General features: G+C 65.8%; 17 protein-coding genes, 1 tRNA gene and 1 pseudogene. 10 read left to right on the top strand and 9 right to left on the bottom strand.

The genetic code is table 11. From position 1 onward, the window contains the following. From rsmB to AB9O74_RS11445, 3 genes are all read left to right on the top strand, one after another. On the top strand, window positions 1-1,344 hold the full coding sequence (gene rsmB / locus AB9O74_RS11455; RefSeq protein WP_346489077.1) for a 16S rRNA (cytosine(967)-C(5))-methyltransferase RsmB: 1,344 nt from the start codon (window positions 1-3) through the stop codon (window positions 1,342-1,344). A 26-nt stretch (window positions 1,345-1,370) separates the two neighbouring features. After that, window positions 1,371-3,092 carry an ArnT family glycosyltransferase gene (locus AB9O74_RS11450; protein ID WP_369349376.1) on the top strand — a complete coding sequence of 574 codons (1,722 nt, stop codon included), beginning with the start codon at window positions 1,371-1,373 and terminating at the stop codon, window positions 3,090-3,092. Window positions 3,093-3,203: 111 nt separating this feature from the next. After that, a complete protein-coding gene (locus tag AB9O74_RS11445) occupies window positions 3,204-4,499 on the top strand; it encodes an O-antigen ligase family protein (protein WP_369349375.1) in 1,296 nt (431 codons plus the stop codon). On the opposite strand, the gene AB9O74_RS11440 is transcribed toward AB9O74_RS11445, so the two are convergent. After that, window positions 4,484-5,302 carry a glycosyltransferase family 2 protein gene (locus AB9O74_RS11440; protein ID WP_176988075.1) on the bottom strand — a complete coding sequence of 273 codons (819 nt, stop codon included), beginning with the start codon at window positions 5,300-5,302 and terminating at the stop codon, window positions 4,484-4,486. The two genes, AB9O74_RS11445 and AB9O74_RS11440, sit on opposite strands and share 16 nt — an antisense overlap. On the opposite strand from AB9O74_RS11440, the gene AB9O74_RS11435 reads away from it, so the two are divergent. Beyond that, the gene (locus AB9O74_RS11435) at window positions 5,301-6,359 is read left to right on the top strand and encodes a CDP-glycerol glycerophosphotransferase family protein (RefSeq protein ID WP_354274883.1); all 1,059 of its coding nucleotides are present in this window, start codon (window positions 5,301-5,303) and stop codon (window positions 6,357-6,359) included. The genes AB9O74_RS11440 and AB9O74_RS11435 overlap by 2 nt on opposite strands. A gap of 117 nt (window positions 6,360-6,476) precedes the next feature. On the opposite strand, the gene AB9O74_RS11430 is transcribed toward AB9O74_RS11435, so the two are convergent. The 5 genes and pseudogenes from AB9O74_RS11430 to AB9O74_RS11410 all read right to left on the bottom strand — a co-directional run bounded on the left by AB9O74_RS11430 (window position 6,477) and on the right by AB9O74_RS11410 (window position 10,730). Then, the gene (locus tag AB9O74_RS11430; RefSeq protein ID WP_369349374.1) at window positions 6,477-8,003 is read right to left on the bottom strand and encodes a PH domain-containing protein; all 1,527 of its coding nucleotides are present in this window, start codon (window positions 8,001-8,003) and stop codon (window positions 6,477-6,479) included. Continuing rightward, the gene (locus tag AB9O74_RS11425) at window positions 8,000-8,452 is read right to left on the bottom strand and encodes a PH domain-containing protein (protein WP_369349373.1); all 453 of its coding nucleotides are present in this window, start codon (window positions 8,450-8,452) and stop codon (window positions 8,000-8,002) included. The genes AB9O74_RS11430 and AB9O74_RS11425 overlap by 4 nt, the downstream gene beginning before the upstream one ends. Next, window positions 8,433-8,564 (bottom strand): annotated as a pseudogene (locus AB9O74_RS11420) (hypothetical protein); the annotation flags it as partial. The gene AB9O74_RS11425 and the pseudogene AB9O74_RS11420, both read right to left, overlap by 20 nt. A gap of 43 nt (window positions 8,565-8,607) precedes the next feature. After that, a complete protein-coding gene (gene ribA, locus AB9O74_RS11415; protein WP_179459941.1) occupies window positions 8,608-9,723 on the bottom strand; it encodes a GTP cyclohydrolase II RibA in 1,116 nt (371 codons plus the stop codon). Between the two features lie 89 nt (window positions 9,724-9,812). Then, the gene (locus AB9O74_RS11410) at window positions 9,813-10,730 is read right to left on the bottom strand and encodes a lauroyl acyltransferase (RefSeq protein ID WP_369349372.1); all 918 of its coding nucleotides are present in this window, start codon (window positions 10,728-10,730) and stop codon (window positions 9,813-9,815) included. Between the two features lie 85 nt (window positions 10,731-10,815). On the opposite strand from AB9O74_RS11410, the gene dtd reads away from it, so the two are divergent. From dtd to AB9O74_RS11385, 5 genes are all read left to right on the top strand, one after another. Further along, complete coding sequence (gene dtd, locus AB9O74_RS11405; protein ID WP_369349371.1) at window positions 10,816-11,256, top strand: D-aminoacyl-tRNA deacylase; 441 nt, start codon at window positions 10,816-10,818, stop codon at window positions 11,254-11,256. Window positions 11,257-11,346: 90 nt separating this feature from the next. Continuing rightward, window positions 11,347-13,194 (top strand): RNA polymerase sigma factor RpoD, encoded by a 1,848-nt coding sequence (gene rpoD / locus AB9O74_RS11400; RefSeq protein WP_176988080.1) that lies wholly within the window; start codon window positions 11,347-11,349, stop codon window positions 13,192-13,194. A gap of 153 nt (window positions 13,195-13,347) precedes the next feature. Next, window positions 13,348-14,022, top strand: coding sequence for a hypothetical protein (locus AB9O74_RS11395; RefSeq protein WP_369349370.1), 675 nt, complete (start codon window positions 13,348-13,350; stop codon window positions 14,020-14,022). Between the two features lie 168 nt (window positions 14,023-14,190). Then, entirely contained in the window at window positions 14,191-15,591 is a 1,401-nt protein-coding gene (gene yjjJ, locus AB9O74_RS11390) for a type II toxin-antitoxin system HipA family toxin YjjJ (protein ID WP_369349369.1), read from the top strand. Between the two features lie 56 nt (window positions 15,592-15,647). Beyond that, window positions 15,648-15,723: transfer RNA gene (locus AB9O74_RS11385), tRNA-Ile, on the top strand. 161 nt (window positions 15,724-15,884) lie between these two features. On the opposite strand, the gene AB9O74_RS11380 is transcribed toward AB9O74_RS11385, so the two are convergent. Further along, on the bottom strand, window positions 15,885-15,989 hold the full coding sequence (locus AB9O74_RS11380) for an AlpA family phage regulatory protein (protein ID WP_369349368.1): 105 nt from the start codon (window positions 15,987-15,989) through the stop codon (window positions 15,885-15,887). 364 nt (window positions 15,990-16,353) lie between these two features. Between AB9O74_RS11380 and AB9O74_RS11375 the strand changes: the two genes are divergently transcribed. Continuing rightward, the gene (locus AB9O74_RS11375) at window positions 16,354-16,785 is read left to right on the top strand and encodes a hypothetical protein (RefSeq protein ID WP_369349367.1); all 432 of its coding nucleotides are present in this window, start codon (window positions 16,354-16,356) and stop codon (window positions 16,783-16,785) included. A 187-nt stretch (window positions 16,786-16,972) separates the two neighbouring features. Here AB9O74_RS11375 and AB9O74_RS11370 read toward each other — a convergent pair whose 3' ends face one another. Both AB9O74_RS11370 and AB9O74_RS11365 read right to left on the bottom strand, forming a co-directional pair. After that, window positions 16,973-17,812 (bottom strand): hypothetical protein, encoded by an 840-nt coding sequence (locus tag AB9O74_RS11370; protein ID WP_369349366.1) that lies wholly within the window; start codon window positions 17,810-17,812, stop codon window positions 16,973-16,975. Further along, the gene (locus tag AB9O74_RS11365; RefSeq protein ID WP_369349365.1) at window positions 17,809-19,197 is read right to left on the bottom strand and encodes an AAA family ATPase; all 1,389 of its coding nucleotides are present in this window, start codon (window positions 19,195-19,197) and stop codon (window positions 17,809-17,811) included. Before AB9O74_RS11365 ends, AB9O74_RS11370 begins: the two co-directional genes overlap by 4 nt. Between the last annotated feature and the right edge of the window lie 227 nt (window positions 19,198-19,424).

The following is a 19,424-nucleotide window of genomic DNA, read 5'->3' as shown; positions in this document are numbered from 1 at the left end:
ATGACCAACGCGCGCTCCGGCAAGCCTGCAGGCCCCTACACCGCCCATACCGCCCCCGGCGTGCCCACCCGCGTGCTGGCTGCGCGCGTGCTGGCCCAGGTGATCGGTCGCGGCCGTTCGCTCAAGGCCGAACTGGCCACCGCCCTGCCGACCCTGGATGACAGCCGCGACCGCGCGCTGCTCGAGGCGCTGTGCTTTGCGGTACTGCGTCGTCGCGCCGCCTATGACGCCGCGCTGGCGCAGTGGATGCCGCGGCCGCTGAGCGTGCGTGAGGATGAACTGCGCGCGCTGCTGCTGGTCGGCTTTGCCCAGCTGGATGCGCTGGAACTGCCGGCGCACGCCGCGCTTTCGGCCACGGTCGACGCTGCGCGTGCGATGGGCCGTGATCGCCAGGCCGGCATGGTCAATGCCCTGCTGCGCCGCGCCCAGCGCGAAGGCATTCCGCCGCTGCCCGCGCGCGATGCGTTCCCGCTGTGGATGGCCGAGAAGATCGAACAGGATTGGCCGGAGGAGGCCGATGCCGTGTTCACCGCCAGCCTGCAGGCCGCGCCGCTGTGGCTGCGGGTCAACCGTCAGCACAGCAGCCGCGAGGCGATGCTGCAGCAGCTGGAGGCGGCAGGCATCGCGGCCGAGGCATCGAGTGTGGGGGCTGATGCGATCCGTCTGCCGGTGCCCGTCGCCGTGTCCGCGCTGCCCGGCTTCGCCGATGGCGCGCTGTCGGTGCAGGATCTGTCCGCCCAGCAGGTCGCCGATGCGCTGGCGCCGCGCCCGGGTTCGCGGGTGCTGGATGCCTGCGCCGCACCGGGCGGCAAGGCCGCGCATCTGCTGGAGCGCGATCCGACCCTGCAGCTGCTGGCGTTGGACATCGATGCGCGCCGGCTCAAGCGCATCAGCGAAACGTTCGTGCGTACCGGCGTCGGCCAGAACGCGAAGGTGCTCGCGGGCGACGCGACCGATCCGGCCAGCTGGTGGGACGGGCAGTTGTTCGACACCATCCTGCTTGATGCGCCCTGTTCGGCCACCGGCATCATCCGCCGGCAGCCGGATGTGCTGGCGCACCGTCGCGCGACCGACATCGAGGCGTTGATGGCCTTGCAGGCCCGCCTGCTGGATGCCTGCTGGACGATGCTTACCCCGGGCGGAACCCTGCTGTATGCGACATGCTCGATCCTGCGCGATGAAAATCAATTCCAGGTCGAAGCCTTCCTGCAGCGCACCCGGGACGCGGGCTTCCTGCCGCTGGGAGAGGCGTATGGCCACGATTCCTGGGCCGGGCGCCAGCGCCTGCCCGGTGAGGACGGTGCTGACGGCTTCTTCTATGCGCGTCTGCTAAAGAAGGGTTGAACCGAACCCGGCTAGAATCCCGCCCCATGCTTAAAACCCGCGCATCCCGAGAGTTCTGGCTGCTTGCCCTGATGGCCCTGCTCGTTCTGGGGGCCGGCCTGGGCATGCGTGACCCGTGGCCGTCCGACGAGCCCCGCTTCGCGCTGGTCGCCAAGCAGATGGTGGAGAGCGGCGACTGGCTGTTCCCGCATCGCGGCACCGAGCTGTACTCGGACAAGCCGCCGATGTTGATGTGGTCGCAGGCCGCGCTGTACTCGCTGATCGGCGACTGGCGCGTGGCCTTCCTGCTGCCTTCGCTGCTGGCCGCGCTGGGCACGCTGGCCTGCGTCCATGACCTGGGCCGGCGCCTGTGGACGCGGCGGGTCGGGCTGTATGCCGCCTGGGCGCTGCTGTTCGCGCTGCACTTCACGTTCCAGTCCAAGAAAGCGCAGATCGACCCACTGGTGGTGTTCTTCATCACCCTGGCCAACTACGGGCTGCTGCGCCACCTGCTGCTTGGGCCGGCCTGGCGCTGGTGGTGGCTGGGCTGGTTCGCCGCCGGGCTGGGCGTGATCACCAAGGGCGTCGGCGTGATCGCGCTGCTGATGATCCTGCCCGCGGCGGTGGCCTCCGTGCTGGGCTGGCCGCGGGTGAAACTGCATGTCCGCGATTGGCGCTTCTGGGTCGGGCCGCTGGCCTTCGTGCTGGCGATCGCGCTGTGGCTGGTGCCGATGGTGGTGACCGCGCTGGGCAGCGGTTCGGCCGAGTACCGTGCCTATCTGGACGACATCCTGTTCCGGCAGACCGCCAAGCGTTACGCGCAGTCCTGGGATCACCACCAGCCGTGGTGGTATTTCCTGGGCACGATGCCGTCGATGTGGATCCCGGCCTTCCTGGCGATTCCCTGGGCCATCCCCGCCTGGCGCCGACGCCTGCAGCGCCGCGATGCGCGCTATCTGCTGCCGTTGGTGTGGTGGCTGCTGATCGTGCTGTTCTTCTCGATCCCCAACGGCAAGCGCGACGTCTACATCCTGCCGGCGCTGCCCATGTTCTGCCTGGCGCTGGCACCGCTGCTGCCCGGGCTGCTGCGCAAGCGCGCCTTCCAGTGGCTGCTCGGGGGCTTCGTGGCCCTGCTGGCCTCGGGCCTGCTCGGCATCGGCATCTCGATGCTGCTCGGTCAGCCGGGTTTCGAGCGCAAGCTGATCCTCGACCGCGGCATCGACACCGCGGTGACCTCCGGCCTGGGCTGGGTGGCGGTGGCGCTCGGCTGCTGGGCCGTGCTCACCCTGTGCATCGCCGGCGTCCGCCGCTTCCATCTGGCGGTGGTGGCGACCCTCACCATGGCCTGGGTGGCATTCGGCCTGATCGGCTATCCGCTGTTCAACGACTCCAGCTCGGCACGTGGCCTGATGCAGCAGGTCGGCCAGCGCATCGGCCCGGAGGCGGAACTGGGCCTGGTCGCGTGGAAGGAGCAGAACCTGCTGATGGCCGACCGCGATGCCGCGACGTTCGGCTTCAATCGGCGCTGGGACCGGCAGCTGGTCGATGGCGCCGCCTGGCAGGCGGCCCAGCCGCAGCAGCGCTGGCTGCTGGTGCAGGAAGACGCGCTGCTGGCCTGCGTGGACCGCACCAGCGCCGAACTGGCCGGGGTCGCCAACCGTCGCCGTTGGTGGTTGGTGAGGCCGGGCGATATCCATGGGCCCTGCGTCGCCAGCGCCGAAGAGCAGGCACGCGAACGCGCACTGCACCGGATCGACGGCGATGAATGAATTCTGCAATGCTGGCCGCCTCCCCGGGCACCTGCCGCAGGTCCGTGGGCGCCGGTCGCGTCCAATGCAATCACGGGCGTGCGTGCCTGGGTGTGGCAATCGAGGTTGGCAATGACGTTCTCCCCTGCATCCGAGCCGGCCCTGCCTGCCTCCCTGCCGCCACTGCAGGGGCGTGCCGGCGTGGCCCATTGGATCGCTACCGTGGGCCTGTTCTGCATGCCCGCCCTGGTGCTGACCCTGCCGCAGAACCTGCTGCCGTACGGCATCCTGTTGCTGCTGAGTACGCTGCTGGCGCCGGACTACCTGTGGCGCGCGCGTGGCCTGGCGGGGCGGCCGGTGAAAGTGCTGACCTGGCTGGTGGTGGCCGCGATCGCCTTCGCGCTGCTCTCGATCTATCTCTTCGAGCAGGGACTGCGCGATATCGACAACCGCTCGCGGTTCGTGGTGATTCCGTGGATCGCGCTGTGGGTCTGCGCCCTGCGACCGGACATCCGCTGGTTGTGGGCGGGCGCCCTGGCCGGCCTGCTTGGCACGATGGTGCTGTCGATCCTGCAGGTGGCCGGCGGCGCCCCGCGTGCCGACCTGAGCACCAATGCCATCGTGCTGGCCGACATCGTGCTGGTGCTGATGGTGCTGCTGGTGTTCTGCCGGCCGCACCAGCGCTGGACCTGGGTGATCGTGGGCATGGTCGCGGGCTGCGTGACCATCGTGCTGAGTGGCAGCCGCGGGGTCTGGCTGGCCCTGCTGGCGCTGCTGGTGGTGATGGCGATGAGCCTGCGCTGGCGCACCGGCCGCGCGCGCCTGGGCGTGCTGCTGGCACTGGTGGCGATCGCCGGCACCCTGACCCTGACCATTCCGAGCCTGCGCGAACAGGTCCGGCTGACCGAGCTCAAGCACGACGTGGTGCGGATGGAGCGCGGTGACAGCGATTCCTCTGCCGGCGCGCGCGTGGAGCGCCTGCAGGTGGCCTATGAGACCTTCCTCGACCATCCGCTGACCGGGGTGGGCATCGGCCATTTCGACAGTGCCATGCAGCGCCTGCCGGTGTGCCGGGACGATCCGGGCGAGCAGCGCTGCCACCTGGGCCACGCGCACAACGATCTGGCCGAGTGGGCCGCGACCCAGGGCGCCCCCGGCCTGCTGCTGCTGCTGGCCATCTATGGCGTGCCGCTGTGGGTGTTCACCGGCCTGCACCGGCGCAGCGGCGAGCAGACCTTCCGTGGCCCGGCCGCGGCCGGGATCATGGTGGTGGTGACCTACGTGCTGTGCGGGATCACCCAGTCGATGTTCGCGCACCAGATCACGGCCAGCTTCTACGTCACCATCGTCGGCCTGCTGGCCGGCCTGTCGATCGTCCAGGGCCACACACGCCGCCTGGCGCTGGCCCGGGCTCAGGCCCCGGGCTGATCCCGCGGCGGGTCGGTGACCGGCTGCCCGTTCTGCAGCATCCACAGCATGATGGTCTTCTGGCGCACGTAGTTGGCACGCACGTAGGCGTAGACCAGCCCGTGCCAGCCATCGCGGAAGCCGCCACGCAGCAGCAGCCCGCGCCAGAACCGCCACGCCGGGGCCAGGATCAGCTTGGGCAGGGTGGCGCGCTTGCCGCGCGCGAACTCGTGCTCGGCCATCATCCGCGCATAGCGCTGGGTCTTGAGCAACTGCTGCTCCAGCGAGCGGTAGGGGTAGTGGATCAGGTCGCCGCGCAGAGTGCCCACCGCGCCATCGACACTGGCCGCCTCATGGATCTCACGCTTGCCACGCCAGCCGCCGTGGCGGCGGTCGAACAGGCGCAGGACCCGGTCCGGGTAGGCATTGCCGTGCTTCAGGAATTTACCGAAGTACTCGGAGAGCCGTGCGAACCGGTAGCCGTGGTGGCCGGCGAACCCGCTGGCCTGGGCGGCCAGGATCGCCTCGCGCAGGGCGTCGCTGATGCGCTCGTCGGCGTCCAGGCACAGCACCCAGTCATGCGAGGCCTGCTCGACGCAGAACGCCTTCTGGCTGCGGAAGCCATCGAACGGCCGCTGCAGCACCCGCGCCCCGGCGGCCGTCGCGATCGCCACCGTGGCATCGGTGGACTGCGAGTCCACGACGACGATCTCGTCGCAGAAGGCCAGCGAGGCCAGGCAGTCGCCGATGCGGTCGGCTTCATTGAACGCGATAATGCAGGCCGAAATGCGAGGCCGTTCAGTGGGAGCGGTCGAGGAGGACATGATGGCCGAGTACCTGCTGTTTGCGACGGAGCGTTATGCGCTGCCCATTCTCGCCCCTCTGGCGCAGGCGTTGCACGCATCCGGTCAATCGGTGTCGGCCTGGTTCGCCGATGGCGCCGCCGGCGCGTCGCTGCCCGGCGTGCCCAATGTCGGGCTGAAAGAGGCCCTGGCCCTGCGCCCGCGCGCGGTGTTCAGCGCGGCCAACTGGGTGCCGCCGTTCATCGCCGGGGCCAAGGTGCAGGTGTTCCATGGCTTCAACGTGCAGAAGCGCGACAGCGCCCGTGGCCACTTCCGCGTGCGCGGCCTGTTCGATCTGTACTGCACCCAGGGCCCGGCCACGACCACCCCGTTCCGCGAGCTGGCCGCGCGCGAGGGTCACTTCGCCGTGGCCGAAACCGGCTGGCCCAAGCTGGACCCCTTGTTCCGCGACGATGGCGGCCTGAGCGCAGGAATGCGCGTGCCCGCACAGGGTCGCCCGGTGATCCTGTTCGGCTCGACCTTCACCGAGCGGCTGAGCGCGGCGCCGCATCTGTATGACGCGATCGCCGCCGACATCGCGCGCGGCGACCACTACTGGCTGCTGACCCTGCACCCCAAGTGCGCCCCCGAGCTGTTCGAGCGCTACCGCGCGCTGGCCGGCGCGCATGCGCGCTTCATCGAGCCGGAGCAGGTGATGGCCGCGCAGCGTGCGGCCGATGTGCTGGTCTCGGACACCTCCTCGATCGTGTCCGAATTCATCGTGCAGCACAAACCGGTGGTGACCTTCCGCAACCGTGTCCCGCAGCCGCACATGCTCGATTTCGACGATGCCACGCAGCTGCCGGTGATGCTGGCCCAGGCGCTGAATCCCGCCCCGGCGTTGATGGCCGAGATCCGGCGCTATGCCGACACCATCCATCCATTCCGCGATGGGTACTCCTCCGAGCGGGTGATCGCGGCGACCGAGGATTTCCTGTCCGGTGAACTCGGCACGCTCAAGCGCAAGCCCTTCGGCGCGTGGACGCGCGGCCTGCAGATCCGCAGGGATCTCGGGTATTGGGGGCCGGCGAAGCGGTAAGGCAGCGTTTGCGATGCCTGCCGGGATGGCGAGGAGCCGGCCAGCGGCCGGCACTACCGGGCAGATCGACGTGGATGCACGTCACCCGGTAGATCCACGCCATGCGTGGATGCTCTCCTACCAGCGCAGGCGGCGCCTGGCCAACGCGCGGCCCAACTGCTCATACACCGCGCGCGCCTCCGCTTCCGGCAGGTACTGCAGCACCAGCGGCGTGCCCAGCCCCGCGCCGGCGGTATCCAGCCACACGCTGGCGGTGCCCAGCCGGCGGTCCAGTGGCGAGCGGGTCAATCGCAGCGCCTGCAGCTTGTCCAGTTCGGCAAAACGCCACCAGCGCTGCCACCAGCCGCCGCGGATGGCCACATAGCGCTCATCCAGGTAATAGCCGATACGCGCCATCTGCCGGTGCGCGCGGAACGCCGACCACGGCAGCCACGCGAGCACTACAGCGCCCCACGGGCCGAGTTTCCCTACCGCAGCGGCGGCCAGCAGCGGCACGATCAACAGCGCCGGCAGGCACAGCCGCCACCACTGGCGCTGCTGCACCGGCTGCCACTGTGTGGGTGGCCAGGCCACGGCGGGCAGCAGGTGCTGGATCAGCGCGTCGCAGGCGGGCACGGTGGCCAGCGGCGCCAGTTCGCGCAGGTCGCGGCGTTCGTTCTCGCCGGGGTTGCCGGCGGCGATGTCGATGCGCAGGTGGCGGCGGCCGACCCAGCGCTGCAATGTGCTTTCGCGCAGGGTCCAGGCCTGGATGCGACGCCGTGCCACGCTGGTACGCATGCGCGTGAGCAGGCCGGTGGCCACGGTCAGGCGGCGCTCGCGCTCGCTCAGGGTAAAGCCGTGGTAGCGCAGCAGCGCCAGCACCACCGACAACACCCGCAGCAGCAGCCAGAACACCACCACCATCAGCAACGCGGCCAGCGCCCAGCCCAGCGTGCTCACATGCAGGTCGCTGGCGTAGCCGAACAGCTGGCGGCCACCGGCTTCGATCGCGTCGGACATGCGTGCGCGCGGAAAGATCTGCAGCACCGCGCCGAGCGCGGCCAGCACCACCACCCAGCCGCGGTTGGAGAGCAGGCCGATGCGCACCACGTCGCCGGTACCCAGCGCCAGCAGCACGTCCTCGGCCGGTTCGGCCGGGGCGACGGTGTCCGCGCTGCCAGCGGTGTCGGCGGTCTGCACGGTACCGCGCTGGCGCACCAGCTGTTCCAATGCCAGGGCCTGCTCCAGCTTGAGCACGCGCATTTCGGCCTCGGGGCGGTGGCCGCCGGCCGATTCGAGCTTGAGCTCGGCCACGCCGAACAAACGGTGCAGCGGGTTCTGGTGGACCACCACGTTGTGGATGCGCGCGAACGGAATCTCGCGCCGGTTGCGCGAGAGCACGCCACTGCGCACGGTGATCGCGGCCGTGCCGATCTGGTAGTGGTAGGTGAGGTACTGCAGGATCGACACCGCCACCAGCACCGCGATCACGATCACCGCGCCGACGTAGGACCACATCTCATCGCGGTCGCCGCGCTGTCCGAACACCACCAGCGCGATCAGCGGCACCAGGAACTGGCGCAGCTGCATCAGCAGCACGAACAGCCATGACCAGGCATGCAGCCGCTGTTGCGGGGCGTCGTCGGCCGGCGCCACGGTACTCACAGCGCGTCGTCGTCCTGGTCCAGCTGGTAGGCCAGGGTGTCGCGCAGGCGCTCGGCGTCGTCGCTGTCCAGGCCGCCGATGGTCACCGCACTGAAGCGGCTGCCGGCGGTATGCACCACCAGCGTGCTGAGCCGCGCGTTGCGCTCGATCGGGCCGCGACGCAGGTCCAGGTGCTGCACGCGCGAGAGCGGCACGCGCGTTTCCTGCTGCCACAGCAGGTCACGGCGCAGGCCCAAGCCGTGAGCGTCCAGCCGCCAGCGGGTGCGGCGCTGGCGGCGGAAGCCGATCATCCCGCCGGCCAGCGTGCCCACCACCACCAGCGCAGCCACGCTCCACCAGCGCGCCGGCAGCTCGAACAGCACCCACAGCGCGCCAGGCACGATGCCGAACAGCAGCGCACCGCTGATCGCCCCGCTGACCGCAGCCAGCCAGGCCGAGCGCAGTGGCAACGGCTGCCAGTCCGGCGCCGCGGGAGCAGCGGGCAGGGGCGGTGGCAGGGGCGTGTCGAGGAAATCGGACAAGGCAGGCGCTCGGCAGGGAAACATGCGGGGCGCGTTCCACAGTGGACCCGCCCGTGGCGCAGACGTTAGCAGGTTGCCGCGGGCTATTGCGCCGCCTGGATCAGCGCGTCGACATCGAGCAGATGGCCGGCGCGTTCGGCCTTGGTGCGCAGGTACTGCTCGTTCTCAGCGGTGATGTCGCCGGTGACCGGTACGCAGTCCACCACGTCGATGCCGGCATTGCGCAGGCGCTGGGCCTTGGTCGGATTGTTGCTGAGCAGCTGCACGCGGGTCACGCCCAGGCCCTGCAGCATCGCCACGGCGCTGCCGTAGCGGCGCTCATCCGCGCCGAAGCCGAGCTGGGCATCGGCATCGATCGTGTCCAGGCCATCGTGCTGATACCCGTAGGCGCGCATCTTCGCAGCGATGCCGGTGCCGCGGCCTTCCTGGTCCAGGTACAGCAGCACGCCGCCACCGAGCTCCTTGAGCTTGCGCAGGCCACGCCGCAGCTGGTCGCCGCAGTCGCACTTGAGCGAACCGAACAGGTCGCCGGTCAGGCAGGAGGAATGCACGCGTACCGGCACCACCGCGGACAGGTCCGGGTTGCCGACAATGATCGCGACCTGGTCGCGCTGGGCCACGCCGCCGCGGAACACCGCGAATTCGGTCATGCCGACCTCGCGCAGCGGCACCGGCGAGCGGGCCACCAGCTCATAGGCGTGCGCGGCCTGTTCGGCGCCCTGGCTCAGGTCGCACAGGGAGACCTGCGCACAGGCATCGAAACGGCGGTCATCGGGGTTCAACAGCACGCCGACCATCGCCGGCAGCAGCAGGCCGAGGCGGGCGATCTCCACCGCGCCATCGTCCAGCGCTTCACCGCCGGTCCAGCCCGGCGGCATCGCACCGGGATCGCGCAGGTAGCTGAGCGAGGGCAGGGCATCGAAGTCGATCCCGGCCAGCGGCACGCGGGCGCCACGTTCGGCGCTGACCCCGAGCACGCGGGCACGGGTTGCGGTGAGGAACAGGTAGTGGCGGTCTTCCGCGGCGGTGGCGAAGGCGGTGAAGCTGGTGCGGGTGCTGCTGTCCAGCGCGATGAAGGCCAGGCGCTGGCCGTGGCCATCGTCGATCACCACCGGGCGACCGGCACGCAGCTCGGCCACCGCGCGCTCGCAGCGGATCGCGGCCGGATCGCCGAACGGGGAAGAAACAGCAGAGGACATGGCAGGGGCCGTGGGGGACATCGTGGTTTCCACAGTGGGGACGGATCGCGCCGATTCAATCGCGCCAGGGGCGTGACGCTGCGTCGCAGTCAGTGCGGATGGTCCTCGGTGGCATAGGGATCGTCCTCGCCGCTCTCCGGTGGGCGCAGCGTATAGCGCTTGTAGGTCCACTGATACTGCGCCGGATCGCGCCGGGCGATGCGCTCGATCCCGGCATTGAGGGCGCTGGCGGCGGTGCGCGGGTCCGGATCGGCCACGGCGGGCAGGGTGGGCTCGATGTGCAGGGCGAACTCCATGTCCGGCCCGACCCGCTCGCACCAGCCGTACAGCACGGTCGCGCCGGTGCGCTCGGCCAGCCGGTTGACCAGGGTCATCGTCAGCGCCTCCACGCCGAAGAACGGCGCGAACACCCCGTCGCCGGCCTTGGGCTGCTGGTCGGGGAGGATGCCGGTGGCGCCGCCGTCCTTGAGCACCTTGAACAACTGGCGCACGGCGGGGCCCTCGGCGCGCACCTGCTGCACGTTGTCGCCCCCGCGGACCAGCTGCAGGAAGGCATCGCCCACGGCCTCATCCGGGGCCTTGTAGACGATCGCGATCGGCCCGCGCGAGGCCAGCCACTGGTTGAGCAGCTCCCAGTTGCCGTAATGCGGGGCGGCCACGATCACGCCCTTGCCGGCGGCCAGGGCCGCGTCGTACAGCGCCTCGCCGTGGCGCTGGGTCAGCCGGGCGAGGTTGCGGTCGCGGGGCTGGGTCCACAGGCGCAGGGTCTCGATCGCCTGCAGCGCGGTCGAGCGCAGCACGTTGCGGTGCAGGACGGCGCGCTCGGCCTCGCCCATCCCGGGGTAGGCCAGCTCCAGGTTGCGGCGGGTGACGCGGCTCTCACGGGCATTGAGACGGATCCACAGCCAGGCCAACAGGGAGGCGAAGGCACGCAGCCAGGACCAGGGCAGGCGGGTGAACAGGGCAGCGGCGCGGTAGGCCAGGCGGGCAGTGGTGTGCGGTTTCATCACCGCAAAGTCTAGCCGCTGGCGGCCAGCCTGTCGGCGCGAAGGGGCGTTAAGGTAGTCCGCCTTCAGTTGCGGAGCCCCGTCCATGCTTGTCCTGATCCAGCGCGTCAGCGAAGCCAGCGTCCGTGTCGAGGGGGCCATCATCGGCCAGATCGGGCCCGGCCTGCTGGCCCTGGTCGGCATGGAGCCGGGCGATACCGAGGCCCAGATCGCCCGGATGGCCGATCGGCTGCTTGGTTATCGTGTCTTTGGCGATGAGGCCGGAAAAATGAACCGGTCCCTGCGCGATACCGGCGGCGGACTGCTGCTGGTCAGCCAATTCACCCTGGCGGCCGATACATCCAGCGGGATGCGGCCGGGCTTCAGTACCGCCGCGCCGCCGGCGGAGGCTGAACGCGGATTCAACCGGCTGGTCGACATCTGCAGACAAAAACATGCCCCGGGGGTGGAAACCGGCCAGTTTGGTGCCCATATGGTTGTCAGCCTGGTCAACGATGGTCCCGTGACCTTCCTGCTCAGACCCTAGCCCCCGGGACCACCGCCCGGGAACGCGGGGCGCCGGGCTGGTATAATGCTAGGTTCTATTCCCTCTCCCAGCCGGTGGCGCGAGCACTACATGGCCAACGAACGTCCTGCCCAGCAAAACGACATCAAGCTTCTGATCAGCAAGGGCCTGGAACAGGGCTACCTGACCTACGCCGAAGTCAATGACCATCTGCCCGACGACATCGTCGACCCGGAGCAGATCGAAGATATCATCGGCATGATCAACGGCATGGGCATTGATGTCCATGAAGTTGCGCCCGATGCAGAAACCCTGTTGCTCAACGATGGCAACACCGGCAACCGCGAAGTCGATGACACCGCGGCCGAAGAAGCCGCCGCCGCGCTGAGCGCGCTCGACACCGAAGGTGGCCGCACCACCGACCCGGTGCGCATGTACATGCGCGAAATGGGTACGGTCGAGCTGCTGACCCGCGAAGGCGAAATCGCCATCGCCAAGCGCATCGAAGAAGGTCTGGGCCAGGTCCAGGCCGCACTCGGTACCTTCCCGGTATCGGTGGAATCGCTGCTGGCCGACTACGACGCGCACAAGGAAGGCAAGAAGCGCCTGGCCGAAGTGATCGTCGGCTTCAACGACCTGGTCGAAGAAGTGCCGGCCCCGGTCGTCGCTGAAGACACCAGCGACGATGCCGAGGACGACGCCGACGAGGAAGAAGACGGCGACGACGTCGAGGAAGAAGCCGGCCCGACCGGTCCGGATCCGGAAGAAGTCGCACGCCGCATGCAGGCCCTGAGCGACGCGTACACCGCGTTCAAGAAGGCCGCTGCCAAGGGCGACCGCAAGCCGCTGGCCAAGCTGCGCGACGACATGGCCGCCGTGTTCGTGACCCTGAAGCTGCCGTTGCCGCTGACCGATGTGCTCGTCAAGCAGCTGCGCGACGTCATGGCCTCGATCAAGTCCCACGAACGCCGCGTGCTGAACCTGGCGACCGTGACCGCGCGCATGCCGCGCAAGGACTTCATCCGCTCGTGGGAAGGCAACCAGACCAACCTGGAGTGGGTGGAAGACGCACTGAAGCGCAAGCAGAAGTGGTCCTCGGCCCTGCGTGACGTGAAGGACCAGATCATCTCCGAACAGCAGGCGACGATCGACATCGAGAAGACCACCTGGCTGGAACTGGACGAGCTGAAGGAAATCAGCCGCGCCATGGCCTACGGTGAAGCGCGCGCGCGCAAGGCCAAGAAGGAAATGGTCGAAGCCAACCTGCGCCTGGTCATCTCGATCGCCAAGAAGTACACCAACCGCGGCCTGCAGTTCCTCGATCTGATCCAGGAAGGCAACATCGGCTTGATGAAGGCCGTGGACAAGTTCGAATACCGCCGTGGTTACAAGTTCTCCACGTATGCGACCTGGTGGATCCGCCAGGCCATCACCCGTTCGATCGCCGATCAGGCGCGCACCATCCGTATCCCGGTGCACATGATCGAAACGATCAACAAGTTGAACCGCATTTCCCGCCAGATGCTCCAGCAGTACGGCCGCGAGGCTACGCCGGAGGAGCTGGCCAAGGAAATGGACATGCCGGAAGACAAGATCCGCAAGGTGATGAAGATCGCCAAGGAGCCGATCTCGATGGAAACCCCGATCGGCGACGACGAGGATTCCCATCTGGGCGACTTCATCGAGGACACCAACGTGGAGTCCCCGATCGAGAACACCACCAACATCAACTTGTCTGAAACCGTGCGTGACGTGCTGGCCGGCCTCACCCCGAGGGAAGCCAAGGTGCTGCGCATGCGCTTCGGCATCGACATGAACACCGATCACACCCTCGAGGAAGTCGGCAAGCAGTTCGATGTCACCCGCGAGCGCATCCGCCAGATCGAAGCGAAGGCGCTGCGCAAGCTGCGTCATCCGAGCCGGTCCGAGCAGCTGCGCAGCTTCCTGGATATCGATTGATCGATACCGGCGCATCGCATTGAAACCCGACAGACCCCGCGCAAGCGGGGTTTGTTTTTTTGGGGCGGCAGGTGCCGCCGCGCGTGCAGCGGGCAGCAATGCGGATGCGATAGGATGCGCGTCGCTTTAGACCTGTGGATCGATGGAATGACGATGAAAAAAGTCTTGCTTGTCCTTGCCCTGTGCCCCTTCGCCGCGCTGGCCGCCGAGCCGCAGCAGCCTGCCTGCAACGCAGCTGATTTCTTCCAGACCCAGCCCGACCTCACGGTCGGCCGCGTCGTGGATGCCGGCAACGTGGCCCTGGTGGGTGAGCGCGCCGGCTGCCTGGACAAACCGCAGGACGGCTGCCACAGCGGCGATGAGGTCGAACCGGGCAGCAGCCTGGTGATCGGCAGCCGCTGGAACGACTACTACTGCGTGCAGGTCCTGCCACCCGGCAAAGCGGTGGTGGGCTGGGCGCCGGAACAGCGTGTCATGAAGACCGGCCACATGGCCGACACCGACTTCAGCAGCTGGCTGGGGCAGTGGGACGGCAGCGCCGGGCGCGTGCTGGAGATCCAGGCCAAGGGCGACACGCTGCATCTGCGCATGCTGCCCTCGGGCGGCAAAGGCGAGGGCACCCTGATCGGCAGCGCCGAACCGATGGGCGATGAGCTGTTCCTGGGCGAGGAGCCGTGCGCAGTGCGGGCCTCGTTGCAGGGGTCGAATCTGGTGGTTACCGACAACGGAAGCTGCGCGATCGGCGGGGCCAGCCCGGGTGGCGTGTACTCGAGCCGCGCGGCGGCGCAGCGGATGGAGCGGCTGTTCGAAGGGGTGGGGGATCGCTAGGCTGATCGCGTGATTTCGTTGCGTGTTTCGTAACGTAATTACAGATTCTCTTCTGTTGGTGGCTGGATTGATGTGATTTCAATCAACATCTTATAGACGTTATGAGGTTGCGGGTCGCCGAGGATTGGCGTATAGATTCGTAACATAATTCGTCTCGACATCCAGACCATGGCCCGTCCCCGTACCGTGCAGCTCCAGACGTTGTTCGACAGCCTGCCGGCTGGCGAGGTGGTATCGGCGGCCGATCTCATCGATCGCCTGGGCGTCACCCGGGCAACCCTGAGCCGCCTGGTCGCCGAGGCCGGTGACCGCGTGGTGCGACTTGGCCGCACCCGCGCCACCGCCTATGCCGTCCGCCAGCAGACCGCCGCGGGCAGCGAGTGGCCGCTGTTCCGTCTGCGCCCGGACGCCACCCTTGAAGAACTGGGCACGATCGTGGCCCTCACGGGCGAGACCTTCCACGTCGCGGCCACCGCCGCCCGCCCCAATCTGACCCGTTCGCCAGACGAGACCGTCGAAGGCCACTTCCCGGGGCTGCCGTGGTATCTGGACGACCTGCGGCCACAGGGCTTCCTCGGGCGTACGTTCGCGCATCGTCGCGGGCGTGACCTGGGCGTCCCCGACGACCTCAATCGCTGGCAACTGGGTGACACCCTGCAGGCGCTGGTGCGTGCAGGCGGCACCGAGATCGGTGATCTCCTGCTGGGCGGCGATGCCGTGCAGATGGCGTTGCGCGCGCTCGACGCGCCTGGCGATCACGTCCTGGCCGGGCAGCGCGCACGTCGTTATCCCGAGCGCGCCGCGGCGGCACTGGAAGGCGAAGACGTCGGATCGTCGCCCGGTGGCGAGCAACCGAAGTTCACTGCAACGGTGGAGCATGAGGGAGGGCGCTATGCGGCGTTGGTGAAGTTCGCGCAGCCCACCGCAGGCGAGGCCGCCGAACGCTGGGCGGACCTGCTGGTCTGCGAGCACCTCGCCCTGCAGTGCCTGCGCGACGCGGGCGTGCCGGCAGCGGCGTCCGAGATCCTCCAGACCGACACGCATACGTTCCTGGAAGTGCAGCGCTTCGACCGCACCGTCGACGTGCTCGGCCGGCGTGGCTTCGTCTCGCTGCTGGCGCTGTCCTCAGCCTTCGCTGGTGACGTGACCGTGGACTGGGGGACGGCTGCCGACGCGCTGCTGACGCAGGGCTGGGTCGATCGCGACGCGCAGGCCGCCATGGGCAGGCTGCACGCGTTCGGCCGGCTGATCGGCAACAGCGACATGCATCAGGGCAATCTGGGTTTCCACCTGGTCGATCGCGGTCCGCTGCCGTTGGCGCCCGCGTATGACATGTTGCCGATGTCACTGGCACCCTCGCGCACAGGGGTGCTGCGTGCGGCTACGCCGCTCGCCCCCATCGCGCCGGAGCGCAGCGGTCAGCTTGCGCACCTGCACTGGGCAGCGCCGCTGGCGGTGGACTACTGGCAGCGTGTGGCGGGTTCGGCGCTGCTGCGCTCGGGCGTGCTGCGTGACCTGGCTGCGGAGAATGCGCGTCGGGTGCAGGAGATGGGGCGGCGGTTCGGCTGATGTGAGGGTTGCAGTGGAAAGCGCCTGCGGGCCTCCACTACACTGTGCGGCCGCAAGGGCCTATAGCTCAACGGTTAGAGCAGAGGACTCATAATCCTTTGGTTGAAGGTTCGAATCCTTCTGGGCCCACCACCGAATCAGACACTTAGGATCAACCGCAGTGCCTTCGTCGTCAAGCGATCGACCTCCGGTGACCGCTCGGTGACCGTTTAGGCTCCGCTTCCGTCGCAGTTGGCCGCCGCCTGCACCTCGTTCTCCGGGGTCCACAGAGGCGCGCGGCGGCGGGCGTGGATTCACCGGTGAACGTCGCTCTGATACCAGCGCGTTCCGCCACCGACCTTGTGCCTGCGTGGGAACGTCTCCTTTTCCATTTCGCGATAGATATAACTCTTCTTCATCCCGGTCTGCGCTTTCAACCTGATCGAGCTTCAGCAAGACTTCGGGGATATTTTTAGCTGCGCCCATGACGAGCATCCGTTGCGAGAGATGCGAATTCCGGCAGCAGCGCGACCTGCGATCGCGCGCGCACCGGTCACCTGATTCGCGATCTGCATCAGGTCCAAGGTTGGGCCGTTGAACCGGGCCAGCCGACTTACTGCACAGGTGGTCTGCGCGCGCTGCAGCGCCCATGGCGAGCTGTATGTCGGGGCCGATGCAGAAGATCAGGCGGCCAGGGCATGGAGGCACAAGCCCAGCGTGCTTCCAGAACCGCCGGTGGCCAGAGTGGTGCGCGGCCGAGTGCCGGTGCCGGGACCAACTCTGGTGCGTGATCCGCTCGATCTGATCGTCCGCATGCTGGTCGGCGGCAGTTTCCGCGAGCCATCGGACGGCAGGTCAACCACGCCACCGCTGACGGCTGCCGACATCGCCGGTGCCGTCGGCATGATGCGTGATTCAGTGGCCAAGCAGGCCGTACTGGCGGTGGCGCTACGCGGGCAGGGGATATCACTGACGTCGCTGGGGCGTTCCCTGGCAAAGCGGGTGATGCGGCAGATTCAGTGGCAGCGATGCAGTGGCGCAAAGCCTGCGCTGCGAATCCCAGCCGACCGCTGGCGCATGAGGCTGGTGCTGCAGGACGCTGTGAATGACCTGGTGTGGCCCGAAGGAAAGATCGCCGCACAGGATGCCGCAAAGGCGGCAAAAATGCGGAAGGGGGGCGCCTGCGCGTGTACGGGATCGCTGCCGCAACACTAAGACAAGCACTGGAAGGCTGGCGGAAGGAGTTCAGTGGCAGGGTTTTCACATCGATACGCTAGTAGGGTCGTCGTGTCGGCAGCGGCCCATAGGGTCGCTACCTGCGATCAGTCTGCAGCGGTCAAAACTCGTCTGAGCACTAGCGGCAAAGATTGTAAGGGTTTTTGCGGTGGGGGCATGGCGGAATTCAATTCAGCTCTTCCGCAAGAGAGTGCGTTGTTTTAGCAAGTAATACAAAAAGACGCTCAATTGCAGATTGGTCGCTGAACGCTCTGTGCCCCTTGAATTCATTAATGGCGGATGCGAGTAATTCGGAGTAGTCGTGACCTCTTGATGAAAGGCGCAGGTCGCCGTTTATACTCTTTAGCCATCTGTCCATAGCGCTCAAAAAATCATGCTTATTTGATAAGCGGGCGTTTGAGCTGAGAGTTGCATGCACATACCGCTCACTGTCCAAGCGAAGTGCGCTGCCTTCACGCCTCAAATATTTATCAAGGGCTACCCATTTTAGCGAAAATGCAAGTTCACGGTCAGCAAGTCTTAAAGCGTACAAGAGCTTTAGATTATCGAATATTGATTCAATCAAACTTGCAGAATCGGGAACCTTGGCTCTTGCGGTCTTGATAACTAGGTCAAGCACCACTTCAGCAGTTATGAAGTGACTGTCAATTCCGCAAAATCTAGTCCAGCGCAAACGAGGTGAATCTTCAAGTGTTTCGAACCAATGATCTAAATCGCGGTCCACAAGGCACTTAACGCGGGCCTCAACTGCCAGGTTGCCCAGCTCCCTAGACAGCGCGACAACCCTTTGTTTGTTGCCCGAGGTCAGGCCGTGAGCCGCGAGGAGCTCTGCAGGAACATTGACGGCTCCAATGTCATAGAATATAGCTTCTCGTGATATACCCGAGAAAGCTTCGGTTAGCACTTCTTTATCGAAATTTCCCTCGACGAATACATCAGTAAGCTGGGGCTCGAGATCGTATCGTGCAAGCAGTTCTTCAATTGACCAGCGTGCATGCGATATCAAGACTGATTCTCCAGCTTTATTACTCGATTGCGATGTTGCGCCAATAGCTCCATTGAGTGAGATGCCAAGATGAACTGTATATTGGCGCCGTCGGTAATGTCGAGAAGCGACTGAACAAGCTGGCGCTGCCATTTGATGTTCAGGGAAATCTCAGGCTCATCGATCATGAAAACTGTTGGAACGTCTCGCGCAGTTAGTACGTAGCAAAAGAGCAGCAGCAATTGTTGCTCACCCGATGACAGCTGAGCGGGACTCAGTGGCACTCCAAGCCGGTTCTGAATGCTGAACCCTTGACTGAGCTTGAAGGTAATTGTTTTGTCGCTGAGTAGGCCGTTTACGATGGTCACAAACCGATCAATAAGCTGATAGGTTGGCTCTACAGCTTCAAGGCGGCTTTCCACGCTCTGTATGTAGGGTTGAAGTAACTCGGCGGCAAGCGCACTCTTAGATCCATCACCAAGCGCATTACGAAAGTCTGATGTCGGGAGATGAGTCGCCAGCTCATAACGGGCGTGCTCGGCCGATTTGCTGTCGATTGTTACCAGCTTGTTTAAGAGCTCCTGAAGGTCCATGCCCGAAGCAAATTCCGTGGTCCCTTGTCGACTGTTAGAGGAAACGATCCTCCTGAGAACGTCTCCATATACAGAGTGGACGTTCGTCGACCCTTGATTTGTGCCAAGTACCGCCTTCCTGCTGATCCACCGTGCAGCAGCGCTCAATGCTTGGGATAGCGCAATTTCGCGGGATCGAGCTACCAACTCGTTAATTCTCTTCGGCTCCCCGTACTGCATAGTGCGCCGCAGCTCGACCTCGTCACTCGGGTCAGACACGCTATCACTGTCGAGGCGGCGGTCAGCATTAAGAATAAATAGTGCAGGGACATGCTGCTTCAATACAGACAGGTATACCTGTTCGCCGTGAGGTACATCTCCCGCATTTCTTCCGTGCGAAGATTTCTTTACCTTACGGATGATTCGCCTCCCGCCCCGATCCTCTTCTATGACGATTGTGTCATCGTCATAATAAACTGCTCTTCCCTGGTTGGGCCTATAGTCCCAAACAGCTAGGGGCTTATCCTCGCTAAGAACTGTGAGCGAAAGTAGCTTGTTGGCTTTTGGTTGAAAAACCTCTGCCGTAAGCCGAATTCCTGAGGCGAGAGATACCTCTATTTTTTCAAAATCCGCCTGATAAAGTGCGCTCCTGTGCCCTCTATTGTGGGCTGCAGATAGAAGATGAAAAGCCAAGCGAAGTACCGTGCTTTTGCCAACGCCGTTGTCACCATACAGGATGGCTGCGTTTGTTAGCTTGCCCTCCTGTGGTACTGAATATGTATAAAGGCCGAAAAGGCCTTTGATATGAACATTAGAGATTAAGTGCGCTGACATAGAACACCGTTGGTTAAGGAATTTAACAGCGAGTCTTTTTGCCTTCGGTCGTGGGGGCGTTTCATAGACTGGCACGAAAGTGATTTTTGAAGTAAATCTACTATCTGCCCTAGCGGAGAAAGTGGAATCGTTCCTGCGCGTAATCGCGATAAATTAGATCGGGCCAACACCGCCTGTCCCGCTCTTCCCTCTTCCTCGCTCATGTTCCTCCCCCAAAACTCAAAATT

It is taken from the genome of Stenotrophomonas sp. JAG2, assembly GCF_041080745.1.
In the GTDB taxonomy this organism is placed as follows: domain Bacteria; phylum Pseudomonadota; class Gammaproteobacteria; order Xanthomonadales; family Xanthomonadaceae; genus Stenotrophomonas; species Stenotrophomonas maltophilia_AA.
The sequence above is the reverse complement of the archived record's forward strand: the minus strand, read 5'-3'. Positions and strand labels throughout refer to the sequence as shown.

Coding starts and splice junctions, on each gene's coding strand:
- rsmB (WP_346489077.1), top strand. CDS start 1: ATGACCAACGCGCGCTCCGGCAAGCCTGCAGGCCCCTACACCGCCCAT.
- AB9O74_RS11450 (WP_369349376.1), top strand. CDS start 1,371: ATGCTTAAAACCCGCGCATCCCGAGAGTTCTGGCTGCTTGCCCTGATG.
- AB9O74_RS11445 (WP_369349375.1), top strand. CDS start 3,204: ATGACGTTCTCCCCTGCATCCGAGCCGGCCCTGCCTGCCTCCCTGCCG.
- AB9O74_RS11435 (WP_354274883.1), top strand. CDS start 5,301: ATGATGGCCGAGTACCTGCTGTTTGCGACGGAGCGTTATGCGCTGCCC.
- AB9O74_RS11440 (WP_176988075.1), bottom strand. CDS start 5,302: ATGTCCTCCTCGACCGCTCCCACTGAACGGCCTCGCATTTCGGCCTGC.
- ribA (WP_179459941.1), bottom strand. CDS start 9,723: ATGTCCTCTGCTGTTTCTTCCCCGTTCGGCGATCCGGCCGCGATCCGC.
- AB9O74_RS11410 (WP_369349372.1), bottom strand. CDS start 10,730: ATGAAACCGCACACCACTGCCCGCCTGGCCTACCGCGCCGCTGCCCTG.
- dtd (WP_369349371.1), top strand. CDS start 10,816: ATGCTTGTCCTGATCCAGCGCGTCAGCGAAGCCAGCGTCCGTGTCGAG.
- rpoD (WP_176988080.1), top strand. CDS start 11,347: ATGGCCAACGAACGTCCTGCCCAGCAAAACGACATCAAGCTTCTGATC.
- AB9O74_RS11395 (WP_369349370.1), top strand. CDS start 13,348: ATGAAAAAAGTCTTGCTTGTCCTTGCCCTGTGCCCCTTCGCCGCGCTG.
- yjjJ (WP_369349369.1), top strand. CDS start 14,191: ATGGCCCGTCCCCGTACCGTGCAGCTCCAGACGTTGTTCGACAGCCTG.
- AB9O74_RS11380 (WP_369349368.1), bottom strand. CDS start 15,989: ATGAAGAAGAGTTATATCTATCGCGAAATGGAAAAGGAGACGTTCCCA.
- AB9O74_RS11365 (WP_369349365.1), bottom strand. CDS start 19,197: ATGTCAGCGCACTTAATCTCTAATGTTCATATCAAAGGCCTTTTCGGC.